The sequence below is a fragment of the Paraflavitalea sp. genome (assembly GCF_059502485.1).
The window spans coordinates 1,926,770-1,939,964 of record NZ_JCACET010000008.1 but is presented as its reverse complement, the minus strand read 5'-3'; the positions used below and the strand labels follow the sequence as shown (position 1 = coordinate 1,939,964).

Genomic DNA, 13,195 nt, shown 5'->3' with positions numbered 1-13,195 from the left:
TTTTTGTTCATGGATCTCATCAGAAAGCAGCAATGACCAGCTGAATGACGAAAATGCCTGGTTATGTGTTACTCTCCAAAGTATTCTACAAAGATCCTTGGTGTTTCATAGAGCTTGATGCAATGGAGTGTTACCTCTGCCGGCAGGTGGGGCTGCAATTGTTGCCATATTGCCACGGCCAGGTTTTCTGTGGAACACATCTGTCCACGCATGAAATCCACGTCCAGGTTCAGGTTCTTGTGGTCCAGCTTGTCGAGTATATACTTTTCTATGAGCTTGCTCAGTTGCTTCACATCAAATAAAAAGCCTGTATCGGGGTTGGGCTTGCCTTTGATCGTTACCAGAAGCTCATAGTTATGTCCGTGCCAGTGTTCGTTGGCGCATTTGCCAAATACTGTTTCGTTCTGTTCTTTGCTCCAGGCAGGGTTGTACAGCTTATGGGCGGCATTAAAATGTTCTACTCGGGTGAGGTACACCATATTCACAAAATAGGGCGCAAAGGTAATATATGGTGGGGATTTCAGGATATTTGCAAGATGCATATCTTGTTAACAGCCGCCACAATGTTTGAAATTCAGCGAGTTATAGGTTTCGTGGAGGACTCTGATTTTTCTGTTGGCGGTCATTCTATGGGGGTGATCATCACAGGGGTTGGTCTATTGCATACTTCGTATGCGCTGGCTGCTTCGCTGCAGGAAATCCGTCCCGACCTTTTATTGCAGGCCGGTATCGGGGGTAGCTTCTCTCCCAGTCTTTCGCCCGGCCAGGTCGTAATGGTAGACCAGGAAATCGTTGGGGACCTCGGTGTTGAAGAGGATGGTGTTTTCAAGGATGTTACTGATATGGGGTTTCTTGGGGGCAATGATTTTCCTTATTCTAATAAGTGGCTGGTGAACGACCGGATTGCTCAGTGGGAACATACGGGTTTGCCTGTAGTAAAGGGTCTCTCCGTTAATGAGATCACCACCCGGCCGGAAAGGATCGCGCTGTTGCAACAAAAGTATGGGGCATCTGTTGAATCTATGGAGGGGGCCGCGCTTCATTATGTGGCTTTGCAAGCGGGTATTCCTTTTCTGCAGTTAAGGGCCATCTCCAATTTTGTGGGGGAAAGGGATAAGACTAAGTGGCGCATAAAAGAGGCGATTACGGCCCTGAATGATGAATTGATCAAAGTTTTAAAAGGTATTAGCCGTTAGGTGTTAGCTGTTAGCAACAGCCGGAGTATTAATTGAATGATTTATGAAACTTACGCTGGGTTTTTCTCCCTGTCCAAATGATACGTTCATTTTCGACGCGCTGGTGAATAAGAAGATCGATACGGGTGGTATCGATGTAGATGTTGTGCTGGAAGATGTGCAAACACTTAATGAGTGGGCCTTGCAAGGCAAGCTCGATATTACCAAGCTTAGTTATGGTGTGTTGCCGCTCGTGCTGGAGCCTTATGTGGTGCTGCCTGCCGGCGGTGCTTTGGGCAAAGGGGTAGGTCCGCTTTTAATATCTACTACTAATGGTATTGCTGCGAGCCAGGTCGATGAGCATGTTATTGCCATTCCTGGTGAGCATACTACTGCGCATATGCTGTTCTCGCTGGCTTTTCCTGCATCGAAGCGTAAGGAATTCTTAGTGTTCTCCCAGATCGAAGATGCTGTGTTACAAAAAAGGGTGGGTGCCGGTGTGATCATTCATGAGAACCGCTTTACTTACCAGGATAAGGGCCTTGTTAAATTAATGGACCTCGGCGAATATTGGGAAGCAGAGACGGGCAGTCCTATTCCATTGGGTGGCATCGTAATGAAAAGAAGTTTTGGCATGGAACTTCAGCAAAAGATCAATGGGCTGATCCGCGCCAGTGTGGAATATGCTTTTTCTAATTACCCGCTGATCACCGATTATGTGAAGCAGCACTCGCAGGAAATGAGCGAGCAGGTGATGCGCCAGCATATCGACCTGTATGTAAATAATTATTCTATCGACCTGGGGGTTGAAGGCAAAGCTGCCGTGCGGCAGTTCCTGGAGATCTATAACCGGGTGCATGGACGGGACTTGCCTGCAAAGGATGTGTTTCTTGGTTGATAGAAATTGTTCACGTAGGGCACAAGTACGCTCACGCACAGCGCCGGGCGGCATACTTGCGCCAGTACCGAGCCAAGTCTTTCCGTATGGGTAATAGCATGGAGGCTGTTTTGTGGCTAAAACTGCTGATTTTCTTTGCACTGCTATTTTGATACTCTATGTATACACTATCTATACAGTATCTATACACCATCCTTACTCTATCTACACTTTGTTGCTCCCCTACTCCTATTCGATACCCACTGTATTCACTTCCTGTTTATCTGCTTCTCCTGCTTACTCCTCCACATTGGTGTAAAAGCTTTTTATCCTTTTCTGCACTGCTGTCATCGATAGCGACAAGACAAACGTACGGGATACACTAAGTCTTTCCAAAGGAGCCTGCCCGTTATTAGCACTGATGCTCCATTTGCTCCTTATTATCGTGAGACGGGTTATAGCGGGTCTTGCAACACCGCAGCGGGAGCACGATGCCGCCGTATCACTTTTTAAGTGCTTTGCTGTATACCTCCAGGCAGCGCTTGCGGGCTACATCGTGTTCGATGATGGGCAGGGGGTAATTTAGCTCCTCCAGCTCCGGCACCCACTGGCGTATGTATTTAAGGTCGGGATCGAACTTTTGTGTTTGGAGATGGGGGTTAAACACCCGGAAATAAGGCGCCGCATCGCACCCGCTGCCGGCCGCCCACTGCCAGCCACCATTATTGGCGGCCAGATCGAAATCCAGGAGTTTTTGAGCAAAGTAAGCTTCGCCCCAACGCCAGTCGATCAATAGGTGTTTTGATAAAAAGGAGGCTACAATCATCCTTACGCGGTTGTGCATAAAGCCTGTCTCATTCAATTCCCGCATGCCTGCATCTACTATCGGATAGCCTGTCTGGCCCTGGCACCAGCGATCGAATTCCTTTTCATTATTACGCCAGCGGATGTTTTCGTATTCGGGCCTGAATGTTTTTCCTTTTCCTACGTGGGGAAAGTGCCACAATATCATGTGGTAGAAATCGCGCCAGATGAGTTCGTTCAGAAAGGTTTCATTGAGGTCTGATGCTTTGGTTGCCAATTTGCGGATACTGAGGGTTCCAAACCGCAGGTGCACGCCCAGCCGTGATGTGCCTTGTATGGAGGGAATATCGCGTTGCTCTTTATACTTCTTAATAAGCTCTTCCCGCATCCGGTTGGCGGGATAGGGTTTGTCCACTTCCTTAAACCCCATCGACTTCAATGTAGGTATATCTCTGGGTGACTGTTTGTGAAAGTGTTTGTGGTATTTTTTAGTGGGATAGCTTTTAAAATAGAAATCTTTGAGGGTAGCTTTCCAGCGTTTGCTATAGGGTGTAAATACCGTATAGGGTTTGCCATCATCTTTCACTACTTCATCTTTTTCAAAGATCACCTGATCTTTATAAGTATGAAACGGCACTTGTGTTTCATATAGTTGGCGACGGATGTCCTCATCTCTTTCCCGGGCATAGGGTTCATAATCGTGGTTGGTGAACACTTGTTGTACATCGTATTTCTTTATGAGGTGCTTGAACACCTGCTCCGGGTATCCATAGTAGACTTCGAGTGTTGAGCCCAGCTTTAGCAGTTGTTCCTGCATATCGAGCAGGGCCATCCTTATAAATTCTACCCTGCGGTCAGCTTTTTCGTCCAGCTGATCGAGGATGTTACGGTCGAAGATGAATACCGGCACCACGGGTATTCCTTGTTTGAGTGCGTGATAGAGTCCGGCGTTGTCATCGAGACGGAGGTCACGGCGAAACCAGAATATGTTCGTCTGAACCAAGATTTTATGATTTTTTGGATTATATGGATACGCTCGTATACTGGCATGCAAGCCTACCAGCCAAGATAGTTACCGTGGTATTATTGTATTCAATTGTGAAAATGATTTTGGGAGAATGCTGCTGAGCGTTAAACAATTTATTCCCAGAGCTTCTTTATATACTCGTTATAGAGCCGGGTGGCTAATTGGTTGCTGTATTGTTTATCCTTAAACCGGGCTACCCATTTAATGCCGGAGATGGCATTGGTGAGGAATACTTCATCGGCTTGCTCTAACATTTCCGGGGTGAGGGGCTCTTCGCGGATGGCTTGCTGCTTGTTTATGTTTTCTACCAGGTAGCGGCGCATCACCCCTCCTACTCCGCCTTCTGACAGTGGGGGCGTAAACAGGTGTCCGTCTTTTACCCAAAATATATTGGCGATGGTGGAGTCGCAGATGCGGCCTTCTGTATTCAGCAGGAGGCAATCGTTGAGCTGGTTGTTTTTGGCGTGCAGGGCTGCCAGTACGTATGGCAGGTAATTATTGGATTTGATATTGGCCAGGACATCGAAGTGTTTCCGGGCCAAGGTATATATATCTATGACCAGTCCGTTTTCCTGGATGCCGGCGGGCACTTCCAGTGGCCAGGCTTCGATGATAACGTTGGGGTGCAGGTTGTCGGGATCGTAGAGGCCGCCATTACCCCGGACGATGTTCAGCCGTACGCGGGCGCCTTTTTCGATCTTCATTTTACGGCAGAGGGCCAGCACGACTTCTGCCAGATGGGCGGGGGTAAAGTGGGGAGAGCATTGGAACTGAAGTACGGAAAGCCCGTTGAACAGTCTTTCGAAATGCAGGTCATGTAATGCTATCCGGCCATTGACGACGCGCATGGTCTCAAAAAGGCCGTCTCCATAACGGAGTCCACGGTTTCCGGCTGTGACCAGTGGATCGTCTGCCGGAAGTATTTTGCCATTAAAGTGTATAAACGTGCTCATGAAGGATGGCCTATGCCCCTTCGACAAGCTCAGGGTGACAGGTTAGTTTATTATTGTGGTTGGTCTATGATGCCATTCTTCACGGCGTACATTACCAGGCCGGCCATAGACTTGGCGCCGGTCTTGGTTTTCAGCTTATCGCGGATGGCTTCTACCGTACGGGGACTGATCTCCACGATATCGGCAATTTCTTTGGTCGTCTTTTCTTCGCACATCAGCTTCAGTACGCGTGTTTCTTTATCGGACAGGTTTACTTCCTGTGGGCTTGCCAGGTCGGTACGTTTGGTACGCAGGCCGGTAAGGAGGGCCTTATTGGTAAGCTCGTTGAAGAAGAATTCCTGCTCATAGCAGGTTTTGATGGCCTGGTAGATGGTTTCTGAATCGGAGTTCTTGGTAAGATAAGAGTTGGCGCCTATTTCCATGAGCTTGCTGATCATGGAGTGGTCATTGTGCATGGAAAGGATGATGACTTTGGCTTCGGGGCGCACTTTCCTGATCTCGGGCAGTGTTTGGATGCCATCCATGATGGGCATCTGGATATCGAGTAAAATAACGTCGGGTTCTATGTGTTTGAGGAGATTCAGCAGCTGCATACCGTTATCTGCCTCGGCGATCAATTCCACGTCTCTTTTGGAAGACAGGGAGGTTTTGACTCCTGCCCGGAACAGGGCATGGTCATCAGCAATAGCTACTTTGATCACCTTGTCAATGTTTTTCATTCGGAGTTGTATTTATTAAAAGGGGTACGGTTCAATTCAGCGAACAAAATGCGAATTTTTCGTGAGAAATACTATAGGATATTTACGAAATTATACTAATTACTAATATTGTTGAAACTATTTATTATTTCGGATAATTACGATATGAAATGCGGTGTTTTTACATAAAGCAGTAGGTTACTTACGATGGCATTAGTAAAAACTGAAATGTTAAAATGAAGCAAATATGCTCTTGTCCACATAGTTATCCACATATATTTTTGTTTCAGAAGTTGATTGACGAGGAATAGCACCTCAGACCGTCCAATGTCCTTAAAATAACCGTCCAGAAAGAATTCTAATATTCTATGAAACCAGCTAAAATCCAATGTCAGTCAACTTTCTTTTCTCTGTGCCTGATGAATTAGTAACCCATACCTAACCCAATAAGTGGCGATCACACCTTTTGAAAACTAAGTTCTTTTGCATCTTATATCCTGAAAAAACCAAGTTAACACCCTTAACCATTCTGTGAAAAAGTACTTATCGAAAATCCAATCATCCAAGAGAAACCAGAAAGGTTAACGAGCCCCTGAGATTAAATTTTTTTGCGTGAAAAAGGCGATGCCGAGAAGGTGTCGCCTTTTTGTTTTTACCCCAACGTGTTTCTTTAATACCGTCATCAAATAATTCATTTTAATAATCTGTCTGCAGGTTAATTGCGTATATCCACAACACAATACGTAACCAAAACTTACCTGCTATGTCAAAAAGCAAGACTATTCTTGTAAAAGAAAGCCTCATTACTATTATTGAGGTGAACAGCCAGGATTATATTTCGCTGACAGATATGGTAAAACCTTTTGGGGATGAAACAATCATCTATAACTGGCTTCGAAACCGAAATACATTAGAATTTATGGGCATTTGGGAACAACTTTATAACCCACATTTTAAACCCCTCGAATTCGAGGGGTTTAAAATGGAAGCCGGTTTAAATAGTTTCCATCTTTCGCCAAAAAAATGGGCTGAAGTAACAAATGCGATTGGTATTGTTTCCAAATCTGGCCGCTATGGGGGTGGCACTTATGCGCACAAGGATATCGCTTTTGAGTTTGGAAGCTGGCTAAGTGCAGAATTTAAGCTGTATCTCATTAAAGAGTTCCAACGGTTGAAAGACGAGGAAAGCCGGCTACTGCAGGCAGACTGGGATTTACAACGTACCCTTGCCAAGATCAATTACCGTATACACACTGATGCCGTTAAGGACACCCTAATACCTCCGCAGGTTACTAGGCAACAAAGTGGCGTTATCTACGCCAGTGAAGCTGATCTACTCAATGTCGCCCTGTTTGGAAAAACAGCGTCAGAATGGAGAAAGGAGCACCCGGGCAAGCAAGGCAACATACGTGATGAGGCTACATTGGAACAATTAGTGGTACTGACCAACCTTGAAAGTATCAATGCAGTATTTATCAGACAATCTTTATCGCAAGAAGAGAGACTAACAAAGTTGAATGAAATTGCTATTACCCAAATGAAATCGTTGCTCGATAACAATCATGTAAAGAAGTTAAAGTCAGTTTCCTAAATGCTATTGTACCAGCAGCCGCTTCTGGTATACTACGGCGCCTTGTTGGTTTGTTACTATTAATATATAGATGCCTGTGGGTGTGTTGCCGGGCAATTGGAGCTGTACCCGGTTGGCGCCCGGGCGGGCGGCATGGGATTGGCGGGCAAGTTCGTATCCCTGTGCCTGGTATATTGAGAACCGGTAGGTGTCGGCAACTGGTGTATTCAGGGTCACGGGCACTGTTCGGCCAACGCTGCCCGGCGTGGTGACGACCAACTGCCTGTCGTTGCGGGGTGTATTTGTTCTTTCCTGCTCTTGTAGCATTACCAGTCCGTTTTGGAAAAAGGGTTTAAAATAGATACAGGTGTGCCGCACATCCGTGGTTGTTTTGGTTGATATGGAGCCGTTGCGGTAGCGTATCGTGCTTACGTATTTGAAGTTCATCTGGAACATGTACTTCTTTGCGGCTGTATCAATGTTGGCCACGGTAGCTACTCCACCGATGGCCACGGAATTGACACCATCAAAGCTTACCTGCAGGGAGGTATTGGGATCTACCGCATACGCGCCCGGGGTTGAGGCTTTGATAAATTCTTTCAGCCTGCTCCCGTCGCCGTCGATATCTACTGCCGTAATGGACAGACAGGTCAACATGGTATCCTGGAGTGTGCCTGCTTTCTTAAAGGTAATCTTCCAGTCGAGGTATGAGGTGTCGTTGGCGCCTGCGGTGACGTAGGGCTGCCAGGCATTGAAATATCCTTGTGTGGTGTTGTCCATCTGGTTGAGACCCGCGCCTCCTACCAGGTCGATGATCTCAATGGTGGCATCTACTCCTACTGCTACGTTGCTGAACTTATAGATAGCTCCTATTCTTCCGCTTCGTCCGCCGATGAGTGTTGGATCGGCAAAGATCATGGATGGCGAGATGCATTGTGCGGATGCTGTAAATGCCCAAATTATGAAGGCAAACAATGCCGCATAACGCCGGAGGTGTTGATAGCAACAACGAACTTTGTTGCCCAAGGGGGTACAATTGGGATCCATAGGGTTGAATTTTTTTGACGGATTGTTCTACAACATTAGAATAATCGCTCATGTCAAAAAAATGAACCCTCACTAAACAGTGGTATAGTATTACTCCTGTTACAGGAAAATACTTATCGAGCCAGGCTCTGTAGGGCCTTTGTGGCTTACAGTTTATTCGAATGTGTGCCTTCCTATTGCAACACTATTCGTTTACGAGTAACAATGGCTCCCTGCGCGTTACGCACGGCTACAACATATGTTCCAACTGCACTGGATGCGGGTAAATCCAATTGTAATGAATTGGGGCCAGCCTGTGCCTGATAATTACGTTGGTTGATCAGGCTACCCATGCTGTTGTATATTGCAAAGTTGTATGTTTCAGCAGCGGGAGACTCCAAGTTGACTGGTATCAGTTTGGTAACTATGGTAGGCATTGTTACTTCTACTGTTGTACTTGCGCCATAGTTCACGCTGAGCATACGCGACAGTGATGTTCTATTGTTAACATCTGTTTGCTGCAGCCTGTAATATACCCTGCTGCCTCCAGCCGATCTATCGGTAAAGTTATAGTTCTGCACGCCGTCCTGGATATCCAGTTTTCCTATATTACTCCACGAAACGCCATCTGTACTTTTTTGTACTGTATGGTTTTGTATGTCTTTCATTTCGTTTATATTCCACTGTAACAGGGTCCCTTCTTTTATTATTTTGGCCGTGAAGGCAGTTAACCTGATGGGCAACGTGATCAAGTCTTCAAAAAAGAAGGGTTTGAAGTATATACAGGTATGGCGTACATCGAATGACGCTTTGGTAGAAATGGATCCGTTGCGGTAATAGATGGTACCAACATTGGAAAAGTTCATCTGGAACATGTACCTCCTTTCTGACGTATCAATGTTGGGTACTGTCAATACTGTTCCTACTGCGGTGGAGTTGACGCCATCGAAAGAAACATTCAGGTATGTGTTGGGATCCACTGCATAGGCTCCAGGTGTAGAGGCCACAATAAACTCTTTCAGCCTGCTTCCGTCTCCATCAATGTCTACTGCCGTAATCGCCAGACAGGGTAACAGGGTGTCTATGTTTGTGCCCCCTTTCTTGAAGACAATCTTCCAGTCGAGGTATGAGGTGCCATTGCCCCCTGCTGTAACGTAGGGCTGCCAGGCATTGAAATACCCCTGGGAGGTATTGTCCATCTGGTTGAGACCAGCTCCACCTACCAAGGCCATCACCTGTATCGTAGCGTCTACGCCAGGTGTAACATTGGCAAACTTATAAACAGCGCCAACGCTTCCGTCGACACCACTTATGAGTGTAGGTGTTTTAAAAACCATGGATGGTGCAATACACTGCGATGCAGCAGGTAATGATATCAGGAGGAGGAATGCCCAAGACACTCCATATAAATATGTAAGGTGCCTTATGCGGGCACGCGTAGTTGCAATTAGGGCATTGAATGCATAGGTACAGTTAGGGTACATAGGGTTGAATTTTTACACGGATTCAAGGACAAGGATAGAAAAAAACCTTTATTAAAAGAAGTAAAAACACAATAATGTTGGCAAGTGTTTCTATTTCGTTTGCATTGTCGTTATATAAGAATATCAGGTTTCATATCTAACTTCATTATTTACAGGTGTTATTATAAAATTTTATACCTGATAGAAATATTATTAAAAAATCACTTTCCTTTTGTTTTTTCTATATTGTGTGTTATGAACGGACTTTCTCTGCGTTGGAAATTATTCAGGATCATGTGTATCCTTCAATTGATCGTGGTTTTGTTTTGCCTTGTTTCGGATGTTGTCCGTTTATTTCAAGGTGGCAATACCTGGAGTGAATTGATTGGTGTGATCAGTTATGGTTTTGTTTTTCTATTTGTTTGTCAGGGCCTTGCTATTCTGAACGATAATTATCCCGATACGCCTTTGTCGCAATCTCAAAAGCGGCGTTTCAATTTGTTGTTCCTGGTAAACTTTATTTTAATTGCTTTCCTGTTTTCCAAGGTAGTAGTGGTATGGCAGATCCTTCCTTTTCTCAGCCTGGTGAATATTACGAAAAGTTACATTCTCTATAATTTTACTTTTCTGCTCTTGCGGACTGTGTTCGTTTTTATTTTTCACTTGTTGTTTTTATTTGGGATGTACCGGTTGCGGCAGGTTATTTATAAGAATACCGTTAACAGCTGGGTTGAACAATTTGACCAACAAGAACCCCATCAATCTTAAATCTATTTTGTTATGCTGCCTATCAAGTGGAAAGCATTCCGTATGGTGATTTATTTGCATCTGGCTTCTACTACTATTTTAGGCGCGTATACGCTTTTACGCACTTTTGAATCTATATCATCCTATACCAGATCCGAAGATATCTGGGGGATAATTATAGTTATTGTTTGTACTTCCATTCTGTTGGGCAACAGTAGTGTCAGTCTTTATTTGCTGGAAAAGTATTATCCGACACAATTGCCGGGAAACGGTCTCTACCGCGCCTCGCGTACATTGGGCTTTTTTGCCTGGATAGTTGCTCTTTTGTATGCAGTTGGTTCAGGGTATGGCTTTTATCAATTGACTAAATATGATTTTTGGCAGAATAATATGCAGGGAGTCCTTGTTTTCTTTGCCATGGGCGTCATCAGCCTTTCGGGCTTTTATCTTCTCTGGAACCAGGTGTCGCTGCGTAAGATCATTCGTCGTAATCATGAAGCTTCTATTAACAGTTTCCTGGAAGAGGATCAACCTTAGCTTTATTTGTATTTCATTCACTAAATTGTTGTAGGGCCAACCGTTTGCAGGTTGTAAATTTGGCTATGCGAAAACTCCTGCTCCTTTTAACCATTACCGTTTATCTTGCCGCCTGTAAGAAAGAAAAGGATCAAACTCCTGTTTATGATAAGAAGGCCAATGTTGCTTATGGTACCGATGCTCTACAGGTGATGGATCTTTACCTGCCTGCTGATGGCAATGCCAGTTCTACCAAACTTATGGTTCTGATCCACGGGGGCGCCTGGGCCGATGGTGACAAAGCTGATTTTGATATTTACATCGATCAACTGAAGCGCCGGTTACCGGATTATGCTTTTGCCAATATCAATTACCGGCTTTTTACACTGAGTGGGCAAAACAAGTTTCCTGCGCAAGAGCAGGATGTAAAGGCTGCCGTAACTTTTCTCCTGAATAAATCTACCGAGTATAAGTTCTCTAAAACTTTTGTATTGCTGGGCGCCAGCGCTGGCGGTCACCTTGCGCTGTTGCAGGGTTATAAGTATGCGCAGGATGCTGCTCCTAAAGCGATCGTTTCTTTATTTGGCCCTACTGATCTTACTCATTTGTACAACAATCCTCCGCAACCCACCTTGCCCGGTCTGCTGGCGGTAATAGTAGGCGGCACTCCTGCTCAAAATGCCGCATTGTATGAGGCATCAAGCCCTATCAGTTTTGTGAATTCGCAATCGGCGCACACGTTGTTGTTGCATGGTGGCAAGGATAATCTTGTGCCTCCTGCTCAAGCTACGCGGCTGATCGACAAGCTGAAGGCTGCTGGTGTTTACAACGAGTATGTTTTTTATCCTGATGAGGGGCATAGCTGGACAGGTCCCAACCTGGAAGACTCTTTCAATAAGATAGAAAAGTTCATCCGTCAGCACGTACCGTAATTGTCTATTGTCCGGGTCTCGTTTTTGCTTACCTTACCGGCATGAAAAACACATTGCCGCCGTTGGCTGAGAGAATGCGTCCGGAAACGCTGGACGACCTGGTGGGTCAGGAGCATCTTGCCGGCAAGGGAAGTATCTTACGCACTGCTATTGAACAGGGCAAAGTGCCTTCTATGATCTTATGGGGCCCTCCCGGTACCGGAAAGACTACTATTGCCAATATTATTGCTCATACTTTACAAGCTCCTTTTTTTACGCTTAGCGCCATCAGCTCGGGTGTAAAGGATGTGCGTGAGGCTATCGATACTGCCAGGCAGCTTCAGAAGGGTATTCTTTTTATCGATGAGATACACCGCTTCAATAAAGGACAACAGGATGCATTGCTGGGCGCCGTAGAAAAGGGGATCGTGACGCTTATTGGCGCTACTACCGAGAATCCTTCTTTTGAAGTGAATAGTGCATTGCTGAGCCGTTGCCAGGTATATGTGTTGAAGTCGCTGGAGGAAAAAGACCTTGTGAAGCTGCTGCAACTGGCTATGGAAAAGGATGAGGTGTTATCGGAAAAGAAGATCGAGCTAAAGGAGACTGCAGCGCTGATCAATATTTCCGGCGGCGATGCCCGGAAACTGCTTAATCTTTTTGAGCTTGTGATCGATACGCTTAGTTCTACTTCGAATAAGACGATTGCTATTACCGATGAACAGGTGATGAGTATTGCGCAACAGCGGATTGCGATGTATGATAAAAGTGGCGAGCAGCATTATGATATCATATCTGCTTTCATCAAATCTATCCGCGGCAGCGACCCTAACGGTGCTGTGTATTGGCTTGCCAGAATGATCGAAGGTGGTGAAGATGTAAAGTTCATTGCACGCCGCATGGTGATCCTGGCAAGTGAAGACATCGGCAATGCGAATCCTACTGCTTTGGTAATGGCCAATACTACTTTTGATGCCGTAAATAAAATCGGTTATCCGGAGGCAAGGATCATCTTATCTCAATGCGCTGTTTACCTGGCTGCTTCTGCCAAGAGTAATGCTTCGTATATGGCTATCGACGCTGCGCTGGCTGCTGTTCGTCAACATGGCGATCTGCCTGTGCCGCTGCACATCCGTAATGCGCCGACCAAGTTGATGAAAAATATGGGGTACGGTAAGAATTATCAGTACTCGCACAGTTATGAGAACAACTTCTCTGCTCAAGAATATTTGCCTGCTGATCTTGCTGGTTCGGCATTTTATGAGCCGGGGAAAAACGCCCGGGAAGAGGAGTTGCGTCGTTATTTGAAGAATCTGTGGGGCGATAAGTATGGGTATTAGCTTTTAGGAGTTAGCTGTTAGCCTTTAGCTTTGGGGGTAGGTTGTTCGTTACTCAATTAACCGGGGATTTATAATCTCATACCGTCCA

13 protein-coding genes are annotated in these 13,195 nt (G+C 45.6%); 7 read left to right on the top strand and 6 right to left on the bottom strand.

The features are described from left to right. Positions 1-68: 68 nt before the first annotated feature. Positions 69-479: a 6-pyruvoyl trahydropterin synthase family protein gene (locus AC5JBY_RS10570; protein WP_495904548.1), complete on the bottom strand. Its 411-nt coding sequence runs from the start codon at positions 477-479 to the stop codon at positions 69-71. Here AC5JBY_RS10570 and mqnB point away from each other — a divergent pair. Beyond that, complete coding sequence (mqnB, locus tag AC5JBY_RS10565; RefSeq protein WP_495904547.1) at positions 438-1,196, top strand: futalosine hydrolase; 759 nt, start codon at positions 438-440, stop codon at positions 1,194-1,196. The genes AC5JBY_RS10570 and mqnB overlap by 42 nt on opposite strands. A gap of 43 nt (positions 1,197-1,239) precedes the next feature. Further along, positions 1,240-2,073, top strand: a complete 834-nt coding sequence (locus tag AC5JBY_RS10560) for a 1,4-dihydroxy-6-naphtoate synthase (RefSeq protein ID WP_495904546.1) — start codon at positions 1,240-1,242, stop codon at positions 2,071-2,073. A 481-nt stretch (positions 2,074-2,554) separates the two neighbouring features. On the opposite strand, the gene AC5JBY_RS10555 is transcribed toward AC5JBY_RS10560, so the two are convergent. The 3 genes from AC5JBY_RS10555 to AC5JBY_RS10545 all read right to left on the bottom strand — a co-directional run bounded on the left by AC5JBY_RS10555 (position 2,555) and on the right by AC5JBY_RS10545 (position 5,555). Further along, entirely contained in the window at positions 2,555-3,859 is a 1,305-nt protein-coding gene (locus AC5JBY_RS10555; RefSeq protein WP_495904545.1) for a cryptochrome/photolyase family protein, read from the bottom strand. A gap of 137 nt (positions 3,860-3,996) precedes the next feature. Next, positions 3,997-4,836, bottom strand: a complete 840-nt coding sequence (locus AC5JBY_RS10550; protein ID WP_495904544.1) for an aminotransferase class IV — start codon at positions 4,834-4,836, stop codon at positions 3,997-3,999. 50 nt (positions 4,837-4,886) lie between these two features. After that, on the bottom strand, positions 4,887-5,555 hold the full coding sequence (locus tag AC5JBY_RS10545; protein ID WP_495904543.1) for a response regulator: 669 nt from the start codon (positions 5,553-5,555) through the stop codon (positions 4,887-4,889). Between the two features lie 742 nt (positions 5,556-6,297). Here AC5JBY_RS10545 and AC5JBY_RS10540 point away from each other — a divergent pair. Next, a complete protein-coding gene (locus AC5JBY_RS10540) occupies positions 6,298-7,125 on the top strand; it encodes a KilA-N domain-containing protein (protein WP_495904542.1) in 828 nt (275 codons plus the stop codon). Positions 7,126-7,128: 3 nt separating this feature from the next. Here AC5JBY_RS10540 and AC5JBY_RS10535 read toward each other — a convergent pair whose 3' ends face one another. Both AC5JBY_RS10535 and AC5JBY_RS10530 read right to left on the bottom strand, forming a co-directional pair. After that, the gene (locus tag AC5JBY_RS10535) at positions 7,129-8,151 is read right to left on the bottom strand and encodes a hypothetical protein (RefSeq protein WP_495904541.1); all 1,023 of its coding nucleotides are present in this window, start codon (positions 8,149-8,151) and stop codon (positions 7,129-7,131) included. 173 nt (positions 8,152-8,324) lie between these two features. Beyond that, complete coding sequence (locus AC5JBY_RS10530) at positions 8,325-9,614, bottom strand: T9SS type A sorting domain-containing protein (protein ID WP_495904540.1); 1,290 nt, start codon at positions 9,612-9,614, stop codon at positions 8,325-8,327. Positions 9,615-9,848: 234 nt separating this feature from the next. On the opposite strand from AC5JBY_RS10530, the gene AC5JBY_RS10525 reads away from it, so the two are divergent. The 4 genes from AC5JBY_RS10525 (at position 9,849) to AC5JBY_RS10510 (ending at position 13,107) form a co-directional block, all read left to right on the top strand. Then, entirely contained in the window at positions 9,849-10,361 is a 513-nt protein-coding gene (locus AC5JBY_RS10525; RefSeq protein ID WP_495904539.1) for a hypothetical protein, read from the top strand. Positions 10,362-10,373: 12 nt separating this feature from the next. Next, the gene (locus AC5JBY_RS10520; protein WP_495904538.1) at positions 10,374-10,877 is read left to right on the top strand and encodes a hypothetical protein; all 504 of its coding nucleotides are present in this window, start codon (positions 10,374-10,376) and stop codon (positions 10,875-10,877) included. Positions 10,878-10,942: 65 nt separating this feature from the next. Further along, positions 10,943-11,788, top strand: coding sequence for a prolyl oligopeptidase family serine peptidase (locus tag AC5JBY_RS10515; RefSeq protein ID WP_495904537.1), 846 nt, complete (start codon positions 10,943-10,945; stop codon positions 11,786-11,788). 41 nt (positions 11,789-11,829) lie between these two features. After that, positions 11,830-13,107, top strand: a complete 1,278-nt coding sequence (locus AC5JBY_RS10510) for a replication-associated recombination protein A (protein ID WP_495904536.1) — start codon at positions 11,830-11,832, stop codon at positions 13,105-13,107. Positions 13,108-13,195: the final 88 nt, after the last annotated feature.